Raw genomic sequence first — 20,361 nt, 5'->3', positions numbered from 1 at the left:
CTGCGTCGCATCTGTCAGCCAGCTCCCTTGCGTGAACCCATCCTTGGACCCCGAACGCGCCTCCCCCGTGGAGACACGTGCAGAGACTCTATGCCGCTCCCCGCGACCAGACAATGGCCGGGAGGACCATTTCCGGTCACGATTTCCTGGGGATCGTCACACCAGTCACATGCGTCACAGTTTCGCGGTTTTCCGGCCCCTTCGGGACGCGGGCCCTTGCCCCGGCAGGACGATGGACTACCTTGCTTTCACGACTCGATGCCGAGCCGTTCATCGCCTGTGAGGAGCATCATCACCATGTCCCTGTCACCGCGTTCCCGACGCCGTGCCTGGGTAGCTGCCAGCGCCGCGCTGGCGCTCGTGGGAGGAGGCGCCTCCATGGCGACCTCCGCGCCCACCGCGCCCGACGCCGAGGCCGCCCCGCACGCGCCCGTCCTGACGGACCCCTCGACGGTCCACCGCATCTCCGGCGCCGACCGCTACGCGACCGCCGCCGAGATCGCCCGCTCCTTCCCGGCCGAGGCCACCCGCACCGTGGTCGTCGCCTCGGGTCTCGACTTCCCGGACGCGCTCTCGGCCCAGCTGCCGGCGTCCATCACCGACGCGGTCCTGGGGGAGGACCGCGAGGCCGGTGCGCCCGTGCCGATCCTGCTGACCAAGCCCAAGCAGCTGCCCTCGGCCACGGCCGCCGCGCTGCGGGACCTCCGCCCGAGCAAGATCATCGTCGTCGGCGGCAACAACGCCGTCTCGCCCGCCGTCGAGGAGGCCCTGGAGGCCTATGCCGGCACCGTGCAGCGCATCTCCGGCATCGACCGCTACGCCACCTCGGCGCAGATCGCGCAGGCCTACCCGGTCGGGCTGCCGACCCTCTACGTCGTCTCCGGCGCGTCTTACGCCGACGCCCTCGCCGCCGGGGCCCGTGCCGGCGCCGACGGCGTGCCGATCCTCCTCACCCACCCGACCGGCCTGCGCGCCTCGACGGCCGCCGCCATCCGCAACCTCCGCCCCGAGTCGGTGGTCGTCGTCGGTGGCGAAGGTGCCGTGGCGCCGGGCGTCCTCGCCGACATCGCCGAGATCGTGCCGGACACGACCCGCGTGAGCGGCGGCGACCGCTACGAGACCGCCGCCGCCGTCGCCGCCTCCTTCGAGGCCGACACCGTGCCGTTCCTGGCCAGTGGCCTGGACTACCCCGACGGCCTCACCGGTGGCGCCCTGGCCGGCTACCACCGCAGCCCGCTGCTGCTGTCCCAGGCGGGCCACCTGCCCGCCGCCACCCAGGCGACCCTCGACGTCCTCTCGCCGCAGGGCCTGGTCGTCCTCGGCGGCGCCGGAGCGATCGGCAACGGCGTCGTCAACGTGCTGGATGCGCAGCTGCCGGCCTGGATCGACGAGCTCGTCGTCCAGCTGCTGTCGTTCAACGACTACCACGGCCACATCGCCGTCGACGGCGACGGCGTGCTCTCCCCGGAGCAGGACCCCGAGCAGAACCGCGTCGGCGGTGCCGTCAACCTGTCGACCACGCTGCAGATGCTGCGCTCCCGCTCCTACGACGAACAGACCCTGACCGTCGCCGCGGGCGACCTCATCGGCGGCTCGACCTTCGTGTCCGGCCTGTTCCAGGACGAGCCGGCGGTCGAGACCCTCGAGCTCGCCGGGCTGGACATCTCCAGCGTCGGCAACCACGAGTTTGACGAGGGCGTCGACGAGCTGCTCCGTATGCAGCACGGCGGCTGCCACCCCGAGCTCGGCTGCTTCGAGGGTGACGACAACCCCTACGACGGCGCCGACTTCCAGTGGCTGGCGGCCAACGTCGTCGACCGCGAGTCCGGCGAGACGATCCTGCCGGGCACCGAGGTGCGCACCGTCGACGGCGTCGACGTGGGCTTCATCGGCATGACGCTCGAGGCCACCCCGGCCCTGGTCAGCCCCAGCGGCGTGGCCAGCGTCGAGTTCCTCGACGAGGTCGAGACCGCCAACGCCCAGGCCGCCGCGCTGCACGCCCAGGGCGTGGAGTCGATCGTCGTGCTGCTGCACGAGGGCGGCTACCAGACCGGCACCTACAACGAGTGCGAGGGCATCTCCGGCGCCGTCGTCGAGATCGCGGAGAACCTCGACCCGGCCATCGACGCCGTCATCACCGGGCACACGCACCAGCCCTACATCTGCTCCATCGACGACCCGGCCGGCAACCCGCGCACGGTCACCAGCGCCAACCAGTACGCCCGCGTCGTCACCGAGACCGCGCTGACGGTCAGCCGCAGCACCGGCGACGTGATCCGCGACCGCGTCCGCGCCGAGAACCACCTGGTCCTGCAGTCCGTCAAGGACGACCCGGCCATGGCCGAGGTCGTCGCCAAGTGGGAGGCCCGGGCCGCCGTCATCGGCGCGACCGTCGTCGGGTCCACCTCCGAGGCGATCACCGGTGACTCCAGCGGCAACCGCGGCATCGAGACCCCGATGGCCGACCTGGTGGCCGACGCCATCCTGGCCGCCACCGACGGCCCGGACGAGGGCGGTGCCCAGATCTCGTTCATGAACGTCGGCGGTGTCCGCGCCAGCCTCCCGGCCGGCGACGTCACCTACGCGCAGGCCTACGCGGTCCTGCCGTTCGGCAACCTGCTGGTCTCGGTCGACATGACCGGCGCCCAGATCGACGAGGTCCTGGAGCAGCAGTACCAGCCGATCCCGGACCGTGGCAGCCGCCCGATGCTCGCGCTCGGCGTCAGCGACGGCTTCACCTACACCTGGGACGCCTCGCAGCCGCAGGGCTCGCGGGCCAGCGACCTCAGGCTGAACGGCGAGCCGCTCGACCCGGACGGCGTCTACCGCGTCTCGACGCTGAACTTCCTCCAGGAGGGCGGCGACAGCTTCACCGCCTTCACCGAGGGCACCAACCTCCTGGGCGGCCCCGAGGACCTGGCTGCGTTCATCGCCTACCTGCAGGCCAACCCGGGCATCTCCGCTCCGCCGGACCGCATCAGCGGTCTCTGACGGGCAGCACCCGCACGACCGGCCCCGGGGGTCGTCACCATCACGGTGGCGGCCCCCGGGGCTCGTTCATGTACAAGGTCCGTCCAATCTTGCGGTACGCTGGTCCGGACGAACATCGAACGGACCCAGGAGGCACGGTGGCGGTGCGCTACACGGTGAAGCAGGTGAGCCAGCTCACGGGCATCTCCACCGATCTGCTGCGTGCGTGGGAACGCCGCTACGGCGTGGTCAGCCCGCGCCGGACGGCCTCGCGCTACCGCCTCTACGGCGACGACGACGTGGCCCGCCTGCGTCGGATGGCCGAGCTGGTCGCCGCGGGCAGCCCTGCGTCGCTGGCCGCCGAGCAGGTCCTCTCCGAGCACCCGCCGATGCCCGACGTCGAGGACGTCCCCGAGGGCGGCGTCCCCGTCCCGGCCCGGACACCCGTGCCCGAGGTCGACCTCGAGTGGAGCCCTTCGACCCCGCCGACCACGGCGCTGCCACCCGTCGAGGCGCTCTCGCAGGCCGCCCGTGACCTCGACCGCGAGCTCCTCGAGCGCACGCTCGACCAGGTGATGACCGGCGGGTCCTTCGAGACCATCTTCGACGAGTGGATCACCCCCGCCCTGGTCGCCGTCGGCGACGGCTGGGCGGCCGAGGAGATCAGCGTCGCCGGCGAGCACTTCGTCAGCTCGGCGGTCCAGCGCCGGCTGAGCCAGGCCTTCGAGGCCGCGGGCACCGCCGTCAACGCGCCGGTCGTGCTGGTCGGGCTGCCTCCGCGCACCCACCACCAGCTCGCGGCCCTCGCCTTCGCCACCTGTCTGCGCCGGCGGGGCATGGACGTGCGCTACCTGGGCTCGGACCTGCCCGTCGAGAGCTGGATCGCGGCGGTCCGCAGGCTCTCCCCGGCCGCGGTCACCATCTCGGTGCCCAACCCGAACGACTCCGAGGTCGGCGCCGAGCTGGTGCGCGCGCTCGCCGACGCCCACCCGCAGGTGCTCGTCTTCGCCGGCGGCGGCGGGTGCGTCGGCTGGCCCGAGGACCTGCCGGTCACGCTGCTGCCCCAGCCCGTGACCCGCGCCGCCTACGAGCTGGCCGTCACCCTCGTCGCCGGCCGTTCCTCCGCGAGCTGAGGGCCGCCAGCCCGCCGGCCGCGGCCAGCCCGGCGGCGACCGCGCCCGCCCGCCCCAGGGCGTGCGCCGGGTCGGCGGGCACCCCGTGCATGGCACGGCGCACGGCCTCGCGGTAGGGCGTCGGGCCGCCGGGCGGACCCTCGACCAGCGTGCCGAGGTCGGACTCCCGGCAGACCACCTCGTGGACGAGCGAGCCGACCAGGGGCTTGGCCACGCCGGCGTCCACCGGGGTCACCAGTCCCACCCAGTGGCTCGCCAGCCAGGGCGTCATGACCGGCAGCGTGACGATGACCCGTCGCCGCTGCCCGGTCTCCTCCGCGAAGACCTGCATCATCTCGGCGTAGGTCATCACGTCGGGGCCGCCGATGTCGAAGGTCCTGCTGACCTCCGGCGGCAGGTCGGCGGCGGCGACCAGCCAGTGCAGGACGTCGTCGATCCCCGCCGGCTGTATCCGGTTGCCGAGCCAGCGCGGGGCCACCATCGCGGGCAGCCGGGTGGTGAGATAGCGCAGCATCTCGAAGCTCGCGGAGCCGCGGCCGATGACGGTCGCGGCCTGCAGCACCGCCGTCGGCACGCCCGAGTCGAGCAGGATCTGCCCGACCTCCACGCGGGAGGCCAGGTGCTCGGAGAGCTCCCCGTCGGGGTGGAGGCCCGAGAGGTAGACGATCCGGCCCACCGACTCCTGGGAGGCAGCGCGGCCGAAGCCCTCGGCGAGCGCGCGGTCACGCGCGGCGAAGGAGCCGCCGCCGTCCATCGAGTGGATGAGGTAGTAGGCGACGTCGACCCCGCGCAGGGCGCGGCGCAGGTCGTCCTCGTCGTTGGCGTCACCGCGGACCACCTCGACGTCGTCGACCCAGGGGGCGCGCAGGGCGCCGGACCGGGTGAGGACGCGCACGGCACGTCCCGCCTCGAGAAGCCGGGGGACGAGCAGTCCCCCGACGTAGCCGGAGGCGCCGGTGACGAGGGCGGTGCGGGAGGTGTGCGGATCCATCGGAGGTCCCCTTCAGAGGGTGGAGAGCAGCGGGGGCAGGAGCAGGAGCATCCCGGAGGACCACGTGATGTGCGTGATCGCCGGACCGAGGACGCCTCCGGTGACGCGCCGCTGGAGGGCGCAGACGAGACCGACGCAGACGGCGGCCAGCACGAGCAGCGGCACGCCCGAGCCGACGGTGGTGAGCGCGTAGACGACCGTGGTCACGGCCACCGTCCAGCGCTCGGGGACCGCGGCGTAGAGCGCGCCGCGGAAGAAGATCTCCTCGGCGACGCCGTTGACGACGGTGATGAGCAGGACCAGGGCGAGCGAGCCGGAGCGCGCGTGGTCGAGCAGGTCGTCGACGGGTCCGCGCAGCGCGGGCACCTGGGCGACGAGCAGGGCGCCGGCCAGGAAGATCGCGAGCAGCGCCAGTCCGAGGACGAGCGACTGCACGACCCCCCGGGCGTATGCCGTGCCGGCACGGGTGTACGCGCGCCCCAGGTAGAGCGGCCCCCCGAGGAGGGCCCCGACCACCCAGGTGAGGGCCAGCAGCGCGGTGCCGAGGTAGAAGAGCGGGTCGCCGGGCTCCAGCCGCAGCGACCACCACAGCAGCGCCGCGCCGACGACGAGGGTGACGGCAGCGACGATCCGACGTCGCCTGAGGACGGGCGCCGGGTCGTGCTGGGAGCGCGGCACCTTGGTGACCAGCGCCGCGCGGACGAACGCCCGCAGCTCGGCGACCGGGTTCACCGGTGCTCCCCCGGGGCGGTCCGCGTCACGCGCCGCGGTCCTCAGACGCGCACCGCCGCACGGGTGCGCGGCAGGGCCGAGACGACGCCGAGGCCCACCACGAGGACGGCGGCGACGACCGCCGCCCACCCGACGAGGTCGCTGGCAGGCTCGCCCGAGAAGCGGCCGACGGCGACCCAGGCGACGCCCCACGTTGCGGCGGCAACGAGCGCGAGGCGGAGGACCAGGTCGTCGGTGCGGGTCAGCAGGAGGGCGGTGAGCGCGACCACGACGACGAGGACCGCGACGGTGGTCCAGGCGGGCGCGGTGCCCTCGGCCGGGACCCCGAGGTCCACCAGCCAGGTGGCGACGTTGGCGCAGGTCGCCACGCAGACCCAGCCCAGGTAGAGCCCGAAGGTCACCGAGACGGCGGCCCGGGGGACCCAGCCCTCGTCGGGCAGCCCCGCCGTCCGGCGCAGGACGACGCCGAGGGAGATCGCGATGGCGAGGATGACGAGGACGGAGCCGAGGATCCACCCGGCGAAGACGACGAGCAGCCAGATGCCGTTGAGGGCCAGCGAGGCAGCAGCGGGCAGCCGGGTGCGGCGGGCCCACTCGGAGCCGGCCGCGGCGGGCAGCCACTGCCAGACCGTGTAGATCGCCAGGAACAGGTAGATCACCGACCAGATCGAGAAGGCCGGACCGTCGGGCGCGATGAGCGTGGCCTGGTCGGAGAAGGAGCCCTCGCCCTGCTCCTCGACGCCACCACCGCCTCCCACGACGCCGGTCCCGATGAGGGTGCCCACGACCCAGACCACGGCGGCCAGGGTCACGATCAGCTGGTCTCGTCGCAGGGGGGTCATCCTTCGAGGCTAGTGGAGTCGGGCGCGGCGGGCGCGGCGTTCTGCCCCGCCCCGGTGGCGACCTCGCCGCGGACGAGGCTGTCGCCGCCGTGACCGGGGTCGCCGTCCATGTGCTCGCGGGAGATGTCGACCACGGGGTAGTCGCCGAGGTCGAGACCGGCGGGGAGGGGGAACTCGGCGGTGGTGCCGTCGAGGACCCCGAGGGTCACCATGCCCGAGACGTCGGGGCGGAGCAGCCAGACCTCGAGGTAGCCGTCGCCGGCGTCCGGAAGGTCGTCGAGCTCGACCCGAAGCCGCTGGCCGCCGGCGGTCTCGACGACCGAGACCGAGCCGCCGACGCCCGTGTCCGTGAGGGGGGCGAGGGGGCCGCTGGCGACGACGTCACCGCCCTCCTCGCCGAGGAGGGACAGGCCGCCCCACGTGAGCAGGGCGCCGACGGCGGCGGCCGCGACCAGCTGGGGTCCCGTACGACGACGGCTGGGCCGCACGAGCGGCACCACGGGGGCGGCCGACGGGTCGGAGAGATCCCGCTCGACGGCGCTCCACACCCGGGGCGGGGGCGGATCCTCGACGGGACCGGCGCGGTGCAGCAGGGCGGCGACCCGGGCGTGCGGGTCGACGGCGGTGAGGTCGTTCATCGCGCTCCTCCTCCCAGGATCGAGCGGAGCCGGGCCATGGTGCGGGTGGTGTGGGTCTTGACGGTCCCCAGGGGCAGGTCGAGCTCCTCGGCGATCTCGCGCTGGGTGCGGTCGTGGACGTAGGCGAGCAGCACGATCTGGCGCTGCGGCTCCCCGATCTTCTCCAGCTCCGCGTAGACGGCCATGAGGTCGTCGGCGTCGTCGGGGCTCCAGCGGGGGTCGGTGCCCTCGGGCAGGTCCTCGGCCGTGGTCGGGACCTCGGCGGTGCGGTGCCGGCGGCGCAGGAAGTCGGCGACCTGCCGGCGGGTGATGCCGACGAGCCAGGCGCCGAGCGGCGCGTCGGCCGGGCGGTAGGTGCTGCGTCCCCGCCAGGCGGCGAGGAAGACCTGCTGGGTCACGTCCTCGGCGTCGGCGGGACCGACGGCACGTCGGGCCAGGCCGTGGACGAGGGGTCCCCAGCGCTCGTAGGCGAGCTGGACGACGGTCTCGTCGCCGTCGGCCCAGGCGGCCGCCAGCTCCTCCTCGGCGACCAGGGGCGCGGCGGGAGCTCCGGTGGTCACCGTCACGGCGGGGGGATCGGGAACGGCTCTCATGAGGTGCTCGGCTCGGCGGTCAGGACGAGGTTGTCGGTGTAGTGCCCGGTCGCCCGCGACCACTCGCCCGTGCAGGTGACCAGGCGCAGGACGGACGGGCCGTCGCGGCGGAAGAGGTCGTCGACCGCCAGCTCGGGCTTGGCGACGGTCTCCCGCGCCGTGATGCGGTAGCGGACGGTCGTGCCGTCCTCGAGGTCGACGAGGACGTCGTCACCCTCGGCCGCCTCGGTGAGGGCGAGGAACGCCCCCGGGCCGGTGGGGTCGTCGACGTGCCCGGCGACGACGGCGGAGCCGGCAGCGGAGCCGGGAGGGGGGCCGTGGCGGTACCAACCGGCACGCGAGGCGTCGTCCGGCACCTCCATCTGCCCGTCCGCGGCGACGGCGACCGCGTCGAGCGGGACGTCGAGCCCGACCGACGGCACCCGCAGCCGGACCGGCGCCGGGTCGCGCGCGGGACGCTCTGCCAGGGAGGCCGAGCGGTAGGTGGGAGGGACGGGTGCCGACCCGCGCTCGGGGTCCGGGACGGCGGTGGTCCGGGCGTCGTCGTCCGGGACCGCGGTGGCCCCCGCCGGGTCGTCCGAGGGGCTGGACCCGGCGGTGGCCACCGCGGCGTTCTCGGGGGTGCCGAAGTCGTCGACCTGCGGCACCGGGTCGGCCAGGAGGCCGCGCAGCGCCCACCCGGCGACGGCCACGCAGACGACCGTGACCAGGAGGGCGGTCAGGTCGACGCGGGTCCGTCGCCGGGTTCGGGGGCGCATGGTCGTCAGGCGACGGTGGCGTTGGCGCGGACGACGGAACGACCGGCGACGACGGCACCGGCGGCGCCGGCGAGAGCCAGCACGAGCAGGGCGCCGGAGTCGGCGAGGCCGCCCTGGCCGGAGGGCACGCCCTCGGGGGCGCTGTGCAGGCCGTCGATGGTCTGGACGGCGAGGTCGAGCGAGCCGTCCTCCGCCGAGCCCCACGCGTAGACGATCGTGTTCGTGCCCTCGGCGAGCTCGACGTCGGCCGGGCCGAGGACGACCTCGTCGGTGCCCGCGAGCACGACGTCGGCGGAGACGGTGCCGGCGTCGAGGTTCAGGACCTCCTCGTCCGGGTTGGTCAGACCCTCGATGACCGGGCTGCCGCCGGCGCGGACGTCGACGGCCGGGGCGGCCGCGGCGTGACGGACGGTCAGCCGCGCCTGGCCGGCCTCGGTGGCGGAGACGTCGTTGACGAAGGCGCTGAGCATCGGGGTGCCGTCCTCGCCCAGGTGGGCCGCGAGGGTCAGGTTGGCGCCGCCCGGCACCTCCAGGCCCGCGGCGGAGATGGCCGGCTCGGCGGAGTCGGGGGTGTCGCCGTCGGCGTAGACGTCGATGTCGTAGGTGCCCGCGGCCAGCATCATCGGGTCGGTCAGGGTGCCGGGGGCGAAGTCGGGCAGGGCCTCCTCGCCGTTGATGTAGACGTCGACGGTCAGGCCCGGCACACCGTGCAGCACGGAGACGGTCGACTCGTCCTCGGCGGCGGTGGCCGGGGCGGCCAGCGCGGCGAGGGCGACGCCGCCCAGCAGGACGGTGGCGGTGGTGGCGGTCTTGCGCATCGGGTGCTCCTCGGTTCTCGGGGGGCGGCGGATCCGCCCTCACCTGTCACTACGGGCGGCGATCCCCGTCCGGATTCACAGTTTGTCATATTTTTGTCACGTGTTTGTCCATAGCGATCTAGACTGGCTCCATGACCGCCCTCCTGTGGCTCCGCCGCGACCTCCGGACCAGCGACCACCCGGCCCTGCTGGCCGCCCGCGAGGCCGCGGGAGGAGGAGCGCTGGCGGTGGTCTTCGTCGTCGACCCGGCGCTCTGGCGCGGTGGCGGTCCGGTCCGCCGCGCCTGGGTCGCCGCCTCCGTCCGCGCGGTGGCGGAGCGGCTGGACGGTCGGCTGGTCCTGCGCGCCGGCGACCCCGTCGAGGTGGTGCCCGCGCTGGCCCGTGAGCTCGGCGCGACCTCGGTGCACGTCACCCGCGAGACCTTCCCCACCGGCGCCCGGCGCGACGCGCGGGTGCGTGCGGCGCTCGACGAGGAGGTCGCCTGGGTCGAGACCGGCACGCCCTATGCCGTGGGGCCCGGCCTGGTCCGCAACGGCTCCGGTGACCCCTACAAGGTGTTCACCCCCTTCTCCCGCGCCTGGGAGGAGCACGGCTGGCCGCAGCCCGCTCCCACGCCCCGCCGCCTCGACCTCGTCGACGCACCGTCCGACCCCGCCGCCGAGCGGGCTCTCGTCGAGGCGCTCGCCGTGGACGACCTGCCCCGGCTGCCCGAGCCCGGCCAGGCCGCGGCCCTGGCGCGCTGGCGGTCCTTCCTCGGGGCCGACCTCGCCGGCTACCGCTCCGGCCGGGACCGGCCAGACCTCGACGCGACCAGCCGGCTCTCGCCCTACCTCAAGGTCGGGGCCGTCCACCCGCGCACCCTGCTCGTCGAGCTGGAGGAGCACCGCGGCGAGGGTGCCACGGCATACCGGACCGAGCTGGCATGGCGGGAGTTCTACGCCGACGTCCTCCACCACCACCCCCACAGCGCCTGGCGCGACCTGCGCGACGGGCTGTCAGGGCTGCGCTACGACGAGCCCGAGGACGCGGTCGAGGCGTGGCGGACCGGACGGACCGGCTATCCGGTCGTCGACGCGGGCATGCGGCAGCTGCTCGCCGAGGGCTGGATGCACAACCGGGTGCGGATGATCACCGCCAGCTTCCTCACCAAGGACCTGCACGTGTGGTGGCCGGTCGGCGCGCGGCACTTCCTCGACCACCTGGTCGACGGCGACCTCGCCTCCAACAACCACGGCTGGCAGTGGGTGGCCGGCACCGGGACCGATGCCGCGCCCTACTTCCGCGTCTTCAACCCGGTGACCCAGGGGCTGCGCTTCGACCCCGACGGCGACTACGTGCGGCGCTGGGTGCCCGAGCTGGCCCATCTGCCGGGCCGGGCCGCGCACGAGCCGTGGGACCACCCCCAGGGCTACGACCACGACTACCCGCGACGCATCGTCGACCACGCCGAGGAGCGGCGCGAGGCGCTGCGGCGCTACGAGGCCGTGCGCTAGTCGACGTCGGCGGGCGTGGCCTCGTGGCCCGACCGGCCGTGGGTGCGGCGCTCCTGCTTGAGCTCGGCCTCGTAGACGTGCCGGCGCTCGTCGGTGACCGCGTCCCGGACGACCCGGTCGAGCTCGCGCGCCGTGGTCCAGTAACCGTCGTCGAAGTCCTCGACGACCTGGAAGCTCCAGCGGCCCGCGAGCACGTTGAGGCCGATGAGCTCCGTGCGGAGCCGCTCGGCCAGCTCGCGGTGACCGCTCGCCTCGAGCTGGTCGGCACCGTCCTCGAAGCCGAAGTCGGCCGCCCCGATGAGCTGGTGGAAGGAGTAGAGGTGCCCGCGCGCCCGCTCGACCTTCTCCAGCGCCTCGCTGATCGTGCCGGCCGCCTCGACCTCGGCGTCCGTGGCGCCCTCGGGACGGGAGTGCTCGGCGTCGACGCTGCGCCGCGTGTCGTCGCCGCTCATCGCAGGTTCTCGTCGACGAACTGGCGGGCGACGTCGGCGGGGTCCTGGCCCTCGGTGATGACCTGCACCATCATCGCCGTGAGGTTCTCCGTCGTCAGGGCCGCGGAGACCGCGTCGAGCGCGTCCTCGACCGCGGGGTTGACCACCTCGCTGCTGATCAGGGGCACGATGTTCTGGGCGGCGAAGAGCGACTCCGGGTCCTCGAGGATCACGAGGTCGTTCTCCTCGATCGCCGGGTCGGTCGTGAAGATGTTGGCCGCGTTGACCTGGCCGTTGACCAGCGCCTGGACGGTGAGGTTGGACCCGGCGGCCAGCGGACGGAAGCTGCCGAACTCCACGCCGTAGACCTCGGCCAGCCCGGCGACGCCGTTGGGGCGGGTCTCGAACTCCGGCGGACCGCCGAGCACGAGGTCGCCGGCCTGGTCCGTGAGGTCGGCGATGGAAGTGAGGCCGAGCTCGTCGGCGGTCTCGCGGGTCACGACGAGCGCGTCCTTGTCCTCGGCCTCGCTGATCTCCAGCAGCTGCAGCCCCGCGGGCAGGTTGTCCTGGGCCTCCTGCAGCACGTCCTCCGGGGAGGTCGCGGTGATCTCGGGGTTGAGGTAGGTGGCCAGGCCCCCGGTGTACTCGGGGATGAGGTCGATCGACCCGTCCTGCAGGCCGGCCATGTAGGTCTCGCGGCTGCCGATGTTGAGCGTGGTCGAGACCTCGACGCCCGCGTCGGAGAGGGCGGCGGCGTAGATCTCGGCGAGCAGCTCGTTCTCGGGGAAGTTCGCCGAGCCGATGACGACGGTCGCGGCACCGTCACCGGTGCCGGCCCCGGTCTCCGAGCCGGTGTCCTCGGTGTCGGCGTCGAGCGGGTCGCCGCCGCCTCCGCAGCCGGTGAGCACGAGGGCGGCGGTCAGGGACAGGACGGTCAGGCTGGTGCGGCGCATGAGCACCCTTTCGACGGTGGTCCGGGCGAGGTCCAGCATGTCTGCTCCGGCCGCTGCGCTCAACGCCGAACGGCAGCGGTGAGGCCGGGCGAGACGACGACCCGCTGGGCCAGGGCGAGCACGAGGTCGACGGTGAGGGCGAGCGCGGCGACGACGATCGCGCCGCCGGCCATCTGCGCGTAGTCGCGGCTGGCCTGCCCGTCGATGAGGAAACGGCCGAGCCCGCCCAGCCCGACCACCGCCGCGATCGTCGCGGTCCCGATGATCTGCAGCATCGCCGCCCGCAGGCCGGACATCACCAGCGGCATGGCTCCCGGGACCTCCACCTGGAGCAGGACCTGGGTGCCGGTCATCCCCATGCCCCGGGCCGCGTCGCGGGCGGCGGCATCGGTCGCCTGCACGCCGGCATAGGTGCCGGACAGGATCGGGGGTATGGCCAGCAGCACCAGCACGAGCAGGGCCGGGAGCTCGAAGGCCAGCTCGCCGCGCAGCCGGGGCAGCAGCAGGAGCACGGCGATGAACAGCACCCCGAGGGAGGGGATCGCCCGGAAGGAGCCGGCGACGTTGACCGCCAGCCAGCGGCCTCGTCCGGTGTGCCCGACCGACAGCCCCACCGGGACCGCGACCACCGCGGCGACGAGGAGCGCGACGAAGGAGTAGCGCAGGTGCGCCAGCGACTGCGCCAGGATGCCCCGCGTCCCGGTCCAGCTGGCGGGGTCGGTCAGCCACGCCCAGGTCTGGTCGATCACGACGGCACCCCCCGGCGGAGCCACGGCGTCAGACCCCGGGCGACGAGCGCGATGAGCGCGTCGAGGAGCAGCGCGAGCACGACGCAGGCGAGGGTGCCGACGACGATCGGCCCCATCGCGTTGCGGTTGAAGCCGTCGGTGAAGAGCGAGCCGAACTGGCTGACGCCGATCAGCGCGGCGACCGAGACGATCGAGACGTTGCTCACCGCGGCGACGCGCAGGCCCGCGGCGATGACGGGGATCGCCAGGGGCAGGTCGACCGCCACCACGCGGCGCAGCTCGCCGTAACCCATCGCGGTGGCGGCCTGCCGCACGTGCGCGGGCACCGAGCCGACGCCGTCGGCGACCGTGCGGGTGAGCAGCGCGACGGTGTAGATCGTCATCGCGACGAGCACGTTGGTGTCGTCGAGGATCCGGGTGCCCAGCACGAGCGGCAGCAGGATGAAGAGCGCGAGCGAGGGGATCGTGTACATCAGCCCGGTGCCCGCGACCACGGTCGAGCCGAGCCAGCGCACCCGGGACGCGAGCCAGCCGAGCGGGAGGCTGACGAGCAGCCCGACCAGCAGGGGCACCCCGGCGAGGTAGAGGTGGCGCAGCGCCAGGTCGCCCAGGGTGTCCCAGGCCACCCCTGCGATCACCGGCGCTCCCCCAGGGCTGCGAGGACCTCGTCGGCGCCCACGGTCCCGACCACCCTGCCGTCGGCGACGACCACGCCGCGGCGGCTCGGCGAGGACAGCGCGGCGTCGAGGAGGGTGCGGGCGCTCGCCCCGAGCGGGGCCAGGCCGCCCAGCCGCTGGAGCCGCTGCTCGGTGAGGGGGCCGCCCCAGCCGGTGGCGTCGGCCCAGCCGAGCGGTGCACCGGCCTCGTCGACGGCGAGCACCCAGCCCGCGCCGGCGGGCACGCTCTCGCCGAGGCGGGCCGTGGGCACCGGCCGGGGCTCGACGGCCACGTCCGCGAAGCCCAGCGCACGGTAGCCGCGGTCGCGGCCGACGAAGCTGGCCACGAAGTCGTCCGCCGGCTCGGCCAGCAGGGTGGCGGGGTCGGCGACCTGGGCGAGATGACCGCCCTCGCGCAGCACGGCGACGGTGTCTCCCAGGCCGAGGGCCTCGTCGATGTCGTGGGTGACGAGGACGACGGTGATGCCGAGCTCGCGCTGCAGCCGGCGCACCTCGTCCTGCAACTCGGCGCGCACGATGGGGTCGACGGCGCTGAAGGGCTCGTCCATGAGCACGACCTCCGGCCCGCTCGCGAGCGCCCGGGCGACGCCGACCCGCTGCTGCTGGCCGCCGGAGAGCTGCGCGGGATAGCGGCGCGCCTGGTCGGCGGTGAGCCCCACCTTCTCCAGCGCCTCCATCGCGGCGGCGCGCGCCCTGGCCCGGTCCCAGCCGAGCAGCCGGGGCACGGTCATGACGTTGCCCAGCACCGTGCGGTGCGGGAAGAGGCCGGCGTGCTGGATGACGTAGCCGATGCTGCGCCGCAGCTGGGCGGCCGGGCGGGCGGCGACGTCCTCCCCGTCGAGGAGCACGCGGCCGGACGTCGGCTCCACCATCCGGTTGACCATCCGCAGGCTGGTGGTCTTGCCGCAGCCGGACGGGCCCACGAGCACGGTGATCCCGCCCCGGGGCACCTCCAGGGTGAGGTCGTCGACGGCGACCGTGCCGTCGGCATACCTCTTGGTGACGCTCTCGAACCGGATCATCGACGCCACCCTAGGGCCAGCGGCGCCCTGGCGACCATCGGACGACCGAAGGGGATCCGAGCAGGTCGGGCCGCCCGCCCGCACGTTTGGGCAGGATGAGCCCCGCGCCCACGGACATACTCGGAGAATGTCTTCCGAACCCGTTCTCGAGGACGGCCCGCTGACATCGGTGCAGCGCCTCGCCGACACCGTCCTGCCCACGCGGCACGGCACCTTCCGGATGACCGCCTACCGCGACGAGGGCGGCGAGGAGCACGTGGCCCTCAGCGTGGGCATCGCCGACGACGACCCGCTCGACGCGCCACCACCGCTGGTGCGCGTCCACTCCGAGTGCCTCACCGGCGACGCCCTGGGCTCCTTCCGCTGCGACTGCGGCGAGCAGCTGCAGCACGCGCTGCACCTCGTCGCCCGCGACGGCCGGGGCGCCGTGCTCTACGTCCGTGGCCACGAGGGGCGCGGCATCGGCCTGGTGCAGAAGCTGCGCGCCTACGCCCTGCAGGACACCGGGGTCGACACCGTGGACGCCAACCTCCGCCTCGGGCACCCCGCCGACGCCCGCACCTACGACCAGAGCGCGGCGATGCTCGCCGACCTGGGCGTGCGGAGCATCCGGCTGCTCTCCTCCAACCCGGCCAAGGAGCACGCGCTGACGGCGCTCGGGGTCCGGGTGGTCGGCCGCGAGGCCCTCGTCGTGCCCGCCCGGCCCGAGAACGAGCACTACCTGCGGACCAAGCGCGAGCGGATGGGCCACGACCGTGTCGAGGGCGGCGAGTGGGAGGTGCTGCTCGCCGGCGGGACGGTCGCCGGCGGGGTCCTCTCGGAGCGCTACGGCGACCTGGTCCGGGCCGGTGGCCCGACGGTGCTGGCGCAGCTGGGGCAGAGCCTCGACGGCTTCATCGCCAGCCGCACCGGCGACGCCGTCTTCGTCACCGGCGAGGAGGACAGGGAGCACCTGCACCGGCTCCGCGCGCTCGTGGACGCGGTCGTCGTGGGTGCGAGCACCGCCGTCGCCGACGATCCCCGGCTCACCGTGCGCGCGGTCCCCGGCGACAACCCGGCCCGGGTCGTGCTCGACCCCCGCGGGGTGCTCCCCCGCGAGGCCGCGCTCCTCACCGACGGCGCCGCCCCGACCCTGTGGGTGGTGGGCCCCGACGTCGAGGCGGGAGCGACCGCGGAGCACGTCGAGGTGGTGCGATGGCCGGGCGCAGGACCGATGGATCCCCGCGAGGTGCTCGCGCTGCTGCGGGCCCGCGGACTGCGGCGGGTGCTCGTCGAGGGTGGCGGCCGGCTGGTGTCGGCCTTCGTCGACGCGGGCACGGTCGACCGCCTCTACCTGACGACGGCCCCGCTGCTCATCGGCGACGGCGTCCCCGGCCTGCGGGTGGACGGCACCGACCGGCTGGCCGACGCGCTGCGGCCGCCGGTGCGGCGCTGGCTGCTCGGGCAGGACGTCGTGACCGAGTTCGACCTGGGCGGGTCGGGGGCCGGGCGGCCGGTGCTGCGGCCGGTCGGCTCGCTCGACACCGAGGGCGACGCGTGACGGCGCCGCAGGAGACCAGGCTGCACCGCTGGACGAGGTGGGGGCCGGCAGCGGTCCGCAGGCTCGACACCGGCGTGGAGGCGGTCGTCGGCGACCAGACGGTCGAGCTCGACGTGACGCACCGTGGGCTCATCTACGAGCAGACCTCGAGGCCGTTGCGCCTGGGGTTCTACGCCTGCCTCGAGATCGGCGTCCTCGTGCGCTGGAACGGCGAGGACGTGGCGACGATCCGTCATGCCGAGCCCCGGCGCCTCGGCCTCGCACGCCGGTCCCGCTACGACGTCGTCGGGGACGACCGCTTCGTCGTGCCGGGTATGCAGCTCACCGAGCGCGCCATCCCGCCCCTGCTCACGTTGCGTGCCGACAGCGGCGTGCTGGTGTCCTCGCGCCGTTGGGCCGAGCCGCTGAACATCGCGGTCACCGAGTGGTCGTTCGTCCGCGAGGACGACGTCGTGCCGCCGCGCGTCCGTGGGGGCACGCGCCCCGAGCACGTGGCGCTGTGGATGGCGGTGCGGCACGCCTGACCGCCGGCCCGCCTCAGCGGGACCCGGCCGCTCCGTCCGTCGCCGGCAGCACGAGCAGGTCGACGTGGTCGACGACGGCGACCACGCCGTCGCCGCGCAGCTGCTGACGTCGGCGCCCCTGCCAGGCGAGCACGCGCTCGCGCTCGCCCCCGGCCGCTTCCTCCAGCGCCGCCTCGACGCGCTCGTCGAGCCAGCGCTCCAGCAGCTCGGGACGGCGGTCGTCGAGCCGCCAGGGGGTCGGGGCGCTCAGCACCTCGAGGCCGCGGGCGCGCAGGTCGGTGGCGAGCAGGTCGACCGCGTCCGGGCCCGGTCGCCCGCCCCGTCGCTGGTGGGCGTCGAAGAGCCGGCCGACGAGGGCGTCGTCCTCGTCGGCCGGCGACCAGGTGACGTCGCCGGTGACCGACAGCGAGACCAGGGCCACCGCGCCGAGACCCTCGACCGCGTCGGCCAGGCACCCCAGCTCGTGGGTCGGCAGCACGTCGAGCAGCGCTGCGCAGGTGAGCAGCAGCGGCCCGTCGTCGACGGGCAGCCCCGCCAGCACCTCGGCGAGGTCGCAGACCCCGGCCTCGACGCGCAGCGCGTCCCCGTGGTGCGCGGCGTCCAGCAGGTCCGCGTCGTGGTCGACGACGACCCAGCGCTGCTCGAGCGGCAGCCGCGGCGCGAGGTAGGCGTGGTTGGCGCCCGTCCCCGCCCCGAGGTCGACCACGAGGACCTCGCCCCGTCCCTGGCGCCGCAGCGCGGTCTCCAGCCGCAGCAGCAGGTCGTGGGCGCCGGTGTCGCGGGCCTCGGTGTCGGCCTCCCGCCGCAGCGCGAGCCAGTCGGGGCAGGCCCGCTGGGCCGGCGCGCCGGTCGGGGGCGCCTCCTGCTGCGTCGTCATGGGCCGATCCTGTCGAGTGCGCGGTCGATCTGCTCGGCGGTACGTCCCCAGCCCGTCAGGAGATTGCGCCGCCCGTGCGCCCGACGTCGCCAGACCTGGCGCAACGGGGCGTCGGTCAACCACCGGCGCAGGGTCTCCGCGAGCTCTCCCGGGTCGTCGGTCGGGACCGCGGCGCCGGCGAGCGCCTCCCACGAGGAGCCCTCGCCGGCCAGCACCTCCTCGGCACCGGTCCCGGCCCCCACCACGGCGGGTATGCCGTGCGCCAGCGCCTCGGCGACGGCCATGCCGTAGGTCTCGCTGCGGGACGGGTGCATGAGCAGGTCGGTGCCGTCCCACAGCCGCTCGAGCTCCTCGCCCTCGACCGTGCCCGCCCAGGTGACCCTGCCGGCCAGGCAGCCGGAGGCGGTGCGCGCCTCGAGGGTGCGGGCGAGGTCGGGGTCCGCGACCGGCCCGGCCACGACCAGTCGCCAGGGCAGGTCGGCGACCCGCTCGAGGGCGTCGAGCAGCAGGGCCTGGTTCTTGACCCGCGAGACGGCGCCGAGGGCCAGCAGGCCGGGGGTGCCGGTGGTCGCCAGCCCGCCCCGGGCCACCGGCGCCCTCGTGGTGCCCGGCGGGGCGATGACGACGTCGCGCCGGCCGTGGCGCTCGGTCAGGCGCCGGGCGGCCCAGCCGCTCGTCACGATCACGGTCGAGGCGGCGGCGAGCGCCCGCTGCTCGACGGCGTCCAGGGCCGCGGCACGGTCCCCGGTCGCGCCGGCACCGTCGGCCAGGAGGGCGTGGACGAGGAGGGTCAGGGGACGACCCGTTCCCTCGACCACCTCCGGGGCGGCGCAGCCCACGAGCCCGTCGAGGAGCACGGGGCCGGCCGGCGCGTCGGAGACCAGCTCCGCGAGGCGCTCCAGCTCGGCCGGGCCGGGGTCCGGCCAGGGACCGGGGACCGGGAGGAGCTCGACGTCGCGGCCGCGGTCCCGCCACGCTGCGGCGAGGGCCGCGTCGTAGCGGTCGCCACCGCTCGGGCCGAGACCTGTGCGAGCAGGGACGAGGATCCGGGTCACGTCAGGGCCAGGCGGTAGGACGCCCAGGCGTCCGGGTGCTCGCGCAGCACGACGGTCACCGCGGACAGGCCGGCGGTGTCCAGCGAGGCGGCCAGCTGCTCGGCGACCCACCGCGCCAGCCACTCGGTGGTGGTGACCACGCCGGCGAGCTCCTCCACCTCGTCGAGGTTGCGGTAGGCGATGCGCCCGAGCACCGCGGACAGCGCCTCGGAGGCGGCGCCGATGTCGAGGACCACCCCGTGCTCGTCGAGGTCGGCCCTCTCGAAACCGGCCTCCACCACGTAGGTGGCCCCGTGGAGGCCCTGCGCCGGGCCGAAGAACGGGTCGGGCAGGGAGTGGGCGACCATCACGTGGTCGCGGACGGTGAGGGTGAACACGTCGGCGGTCCTCTCGGATCGGGGTCGGGCGGTAGGTCAGGGAGTCAGTCGTCGTAGGTGACGACGTGGCACAGCCCCGGCGCGCCGTCGGCGAGCCGGGGCAGCAGGTCGGGAAGCTCGGCGAAGGGGGTGGGCCCGGCGAGGAGCGCGTCGAGGCGGTCGTCGTGCGCCGCCCGCAGCGCCACGGCCATGCGGCCGGCGTGGTCGCGCCGGGGGGCGCGGTGCGGGCTGACGGTGCTCACCTGGCTGGCCCGGATCCTCAGCCGCCGGGCGTGGAAGGCCGAGCCGAGCTCGACCGGCACGGCGCGATCGCCGTACCAGGACAGCTCGACGACCTCGCCCTCGGGACCGAGGAGGTCGAGGGAGGCCTGGAGCCCCTCCGGCGAGGCGGAGCAGTGGAAGACCACGTCGCAGCCGGGAGTCGCACCCTCCGGTGCCACGCCGCGGGCGCCGAGCCGCTCGCCCAGCGCCGCACGCTCCGGGTCGGGATCGACCAGCTCGAGCCGCTCGAGCGGCAGCTGCGCGAGCAGGGCCGCGACGCTGGCGCCGACCATGCCGGCGCCGACCACCGCGACCCGGTCGCCGTAGAGCGGCCGACCGTCCCACAGCGCGTTGACGGCCGTCTCCAGGGTGCCGAGCAGGACGGCCCGGTGGTCGGGCACCTCGTCGGGGAGGGGGCTGAGCGCGGACACGGGCACGACATACCGGTCCTGGTGGGGGTGCAGGCAGAAGACGCGGCGGCCCACCCAGTCCGGCTCGCCGTCCTCGACGACGCCGACCGAGAGGTAGCCGTACTTGACCGGGCCCCCGCCGGCCAGGTCCCCCACCTGGAAGGGCGCGCGCATCTGGTCGGCGACCGAGGCCGGGACCCCTCCGCGATGGACGAGCAGCTCGCTGCCCCGGCTCACGCCGGAGGCCGTGGCGCGCACGAGGGCCTCGCCGTGTCCGGGGTTGGACAGCTCCTCGACGCGGAGCTCTCCCCGACCCGGGGCGACGGTCCAGTAGGCACGTGCTCGCATGTCGGCATTGTGTCCCGCCGCAGGTCGGCGCGCCCTCCGGACGGACGCGACCGCCCGCCCTCACCGATGGCGGGAACCCGCCCGAACACCTAGGGTGGACGCGGAGGGGGAACTCCGTGTCCAAGGTTAGTTGTCAAATGTTTGTCCCATCTGGCATGCTGGCTCCACC

General features: G+C 74.7%; 21 protein-coding genes. 5 read left to right on the top strand and 16 right to left on the bottom strand.

Going from position 1 to position 20,361, the window contains the following annotated elements; genetic code table 11:
• Positions 1 to 378: 378 nt before the first annotated feature.
• Both FB476_RS00830 and FB476_RS00825 read left to right on the top strand, forming a co-directional pair.
• Positions 379 to 2,991 (top strand): cell wall-binding repeat-containing protein, encoded by a 2,613-nt coding sequence (locus FB476_RS00830; protein WP_170233482.1) that lies wholly within the window; start codon positions 379 to 381, stop codon positions 2,989 to 2,991.
• A gap of 137 nt (positions 2,992 to 3,128) precedes the next feature.
• Positions 3,129 to 4,103: a MerR family transcriptional regulator gene (locus tag FB476_RS00825; protein WP_170233481.1), complete on the top strand. Its 975-nt coding sequence runs from the start codon at positions 3,129 to 3,131 to the stop codon at positions 4,101 to 4,103.
• Here FB476_RS00825 and FB476_RS00820 read toward each other — a convergent pair.
• The 7 genes from FB476_RS00820 to FB476_RS00790 are packed head-to-tail and all read right to left on the bottom strand — an operon-like array spanning position 4,069 to position 9,475.
• Positions 4,069 to 5,094 (bottom strand): NAD(P)H-binding protein, encoded by a 1,026-nt coding sequence (locus tag FB476_RS00820; RefSeq protein ID WP_141817104.1) that lies wholly within the window; start codon positions 5,092 to 5,094, stop codon positions 4,069 to 4,071. The two genes, FB476_RS00825 and FB476_RS00820, sit on opposite strands and share 35 nt — an antisense overlap.
• 12 nt (positions 5,095 to 5,106) lie before the next feature.
• On the bottom strand, positions 5,107 to 5,826 hold the full coding sequence (locus FB476_RS00815) for a CPBP family intramembrane glutamic endopeptidase (protein WP_141817103.1): 720 nt from the start codon (positions 5,824 to 5,826) through the stop codon (positions 5,107 to 5,109).
• A 41-nt stretch (positions 5,827 to 5,867) separates the two neighbouring features.
• The gene (locus FB476_RS00810) at positions 5,868 to 6,668 is read right to left on the bottom strand and encodes a TspO/MBR family protein (protein WP_141817102.1); all 801 of its coding nucleotides are present in this window, start codon (positions 6,666 to 6,668) and stop codon (positions 5,868 to 5,870) included.
• Positions 6,665 to 7,306, bottom strand: coding sequence for an anti-sigma factor (locus FB476_RS00805; protein WP_141817101.1), 642 nt, complete (start codon positions 7,304 to 7,306; stop codon positions 6,665 to 6,667). The genes FB476_RS00810 and FB476_RS00805 overlap by 4 nt, the downstream gene beginning before the upstream one ends.
• A complete protein-coding gene (locus tag FB476_RS00800; RefSeq protein WP_141817100.1) occupies positions 7,303 to 7,899 on the bottom strand; it encodes an RNA polymerase sigma factor in 597 nt (198 codons plus the stop codon). The genes FB476_RS00805 and FB476_RS00800 overlap by 4 nt, the downstream gene beginning before the upstream one ends.
• A complete protein-coding gene (locus FB476_RS00795; RefSeq protein ID WP_141817099.1) occupies positions 7,896 to 8,657 on the bottom strand; it encodes a class F sortase in 762 nt (253 codons plus the stop codon). The genes FB476_RS00800 and FB476_RS00795 overlap by 4 nt, the downstream gene beginning before the upstream one ends.
• 5 nt (positions 8,658 to 8,662) lie before the next feature.
• The gene (locus FB476_RS00790; RefSeq protein WP_141817098.1) at positions 8,663 to 9,475 is read right to left on the bottom strand and encodes a DUF4397 domain-containing protein; all 813 of its coding nucleotides are present in this window, start codon (positions 9,473 to 9,475) and stop codon (positions 8,663 to 8,665) included.
• Between the two features lie 131 nt (positions 9,476 to 9,606).
• Here FB476_RS00790 and FB476_RS00785 point away from each other — a divergent pair, with 131 nt between their 5' ends.
• A complete protein-coding gene (locus tag FB476_RS00785) occupies positions 9,607 to 10,968 on the top strand; it encodes a cryptochrome/photolyase family protein (RefSeq protein WP_141817097.1) in 1,362 nt (453 codons plus the stop codon).
• Here the strand turns inward: FB476_RS00785 and FB476_RS00780 are convergent.
• From FB476_RS00780 to FB476_RS00760, 5 genes are read right to left on the bottom strand one after another with little or no spacing between them, the layout of a single operon-like run.
• A complete protein-coding gene (locus tag FB476_RS00780) occupies positions 10,965 to 11,420 on the bottom strand; it encodes a hypothetical protein (RefSeq protein WP_141817096.1) in 456 nt (151 codons plus the stop codon). The genes FB476_RS00785 and FB476_RS00780 overlap by 4 nt on opposite strands.
• Positions 11,417 to 12,391 carry an ABC transporter substrate-binding protein gene (locus FB476_RS00775; protein ID WP_238329488.1) on the bottom strand — a complete coding sequence of 325 codons (975 nt, stop codon included), beginning with the start codon at positions 12,389 to 12,391 and terminating at the stop codon, positions 11,417 to 11,419. Before FB476_RS00775 ends, FB476_RS00780 begins: the two co-directional genes overlap by 4 nt.
• A 20-nt stretch (positions 12,392 to 12,411) precedes the next feature.
• Positions 12,412 to 13,101: an ABC transporter permease gene (locus tag FB476_RS00770; RefSeq protein WP_141817095.1), complete on the bottom strand. Its 690-nt coding sequence runs from the start codon at positions 13,099 to 13,101 to the stop codon at positions 12,412 to 12,414.
• Positions 13,098 to 13,739, bottom strand: a complete 642-nt coding sequence (locus tag FB476_RS00765; RefSeq protein WP_141817094.1) for an ABC transporter permease — start codon at positions 13,737 to 13,739, stop codon at positions 13,098 to 13,100. Before FB476_RS00765 ends, FB476_RS00770 begins: the two co-directional genes overlap by 4 nt.
• Positions 13,736 to 14,800: an ABC transporter ATP-binding protein gene (locus tag FB476_RS00760; RefSeq protein ID WP_141817093.1), complete on the bottom strand. Its 1,065-nt coding sequence runs from the start codon at positions 14,798 to 14,800 to the stop codon at positions 13,736 to 13,738. Before FB476_RS00760 ends, FB476_RS00765 begins: the two co-directional genes overlap by 4 nt.
• 127 nt (positions 14,801 to 14,927) lie before the next feature.
• On the opposite strand from FB476_RS00760, the gene ribA reads away from it, so the two are divergent.
• The gene (gene ribA / locus FB476_RS00755; RefSeq protein ID WP_141817092.1) at positions 14,928 to 16,340 is read left to right on the top strand and encodes a GTP cyclohydrolase II; all 1,413 of its coding nucleotides are present in this window, start codon (positions 14,928 to 14,930) and stop codon (positions 16,338 to 16,340) included.
• On the top strand, positions 16,337 to 16,864 hold the full coding sequence (locus tag FB476_RS00750) for a hypothetical protein (protein WP_141817091.1): 528 nt from the start codon (positions 16,337 to 16,339) through the stop codon (positions 16,862 to 16,864). Before ribA ends, FB476_RS00750 begins: the two co-directional genes overlap by 4 nt.
• 13 nt (positions 16,865 to 16,877) lie before the next feature.
• Here the strand turns inward: FB476_RS00750 and FB476_RS00745 are convergent, their stop codons facing one another.
• Genes FB476_RS00745 through FB476_RS00730 form a run of 4 tightly spaced genes read right to left on the bottom strand, consistent with a single transcriptional unit; the run spans position 16,878 to position 20,192 of the window.
• On the bottom strand, positions 16,878 to 17,741 hold the full coding sequence (locus tag FB476_RS00745; RefSeq protein ID WP_141817090.1) for a class I SAM-dependent methyltransferase: 864 nt from the start codon (positions 17,739 to 17,741) through the stop codon (positions 16,878 to 16,880).
• Positions 17,738 to 18,796, bottom strand: coding sequence for a glycosyltransferase family 4 protein (locus tag FB476_RS00740; RefSeq protein ID WP_170233480.1), 1,059 nt, complete (start codon positions 18,794 to 18,796; stop codon positions 17,738 to 17,740). The genes FB476_RS00745 and FB476_RS00740 overlap by 4 nt, the downstream gene beginning before the upstream one ends.
• Positions 18,793 to 19,173, bottom strand: coding sequence for a 6-pyruvoyl trahydropterin synthase family protein (locus FB476_RS00735; RefSeq protein WP_141817088.1), 381 nt, complete (start codon positions 19,171 to 19,173; stop codon positions 18,793 to 18,795). The genes FB476_RS00740 and FB476_RS00735 overlap by 4 nt, the downstream gene beginning before the upstream one ends.
• Positions 19,174 to 19,217: 44 nt before the next feature.
• Positions 19,218 to 20,192, bottom strand: coding sequence for a zinc-dependent alcohol dehydrogenase (locus tag FB476_RS00730; RefSeq protein ID WP_141817087.1), 975 nt, complete (start codon positions 20,190 to 20,192; stop codon positions 19,218 to 19,220).
• Positions 20,193 to 20,361: the final 169 nt, after the last annotated feature.

Source organism: Ornithinimicrobium humiphilum, from assembly GCF_006716885.1.
In the GTDB taxonomy this organism is placed as follows: domain Bacteria; phylum Actinomycetota; class Actinomycetes; order Actinomycetales; family Dermatophilaceae; genus Ornithinicoccus; species Ornithinicoccus humiphilus.
The sequence above is the reverse complement of the archived record's forward strand: the minus strand, read 5'-3'. Positions and strand labels throughout refer to the sequence as shown.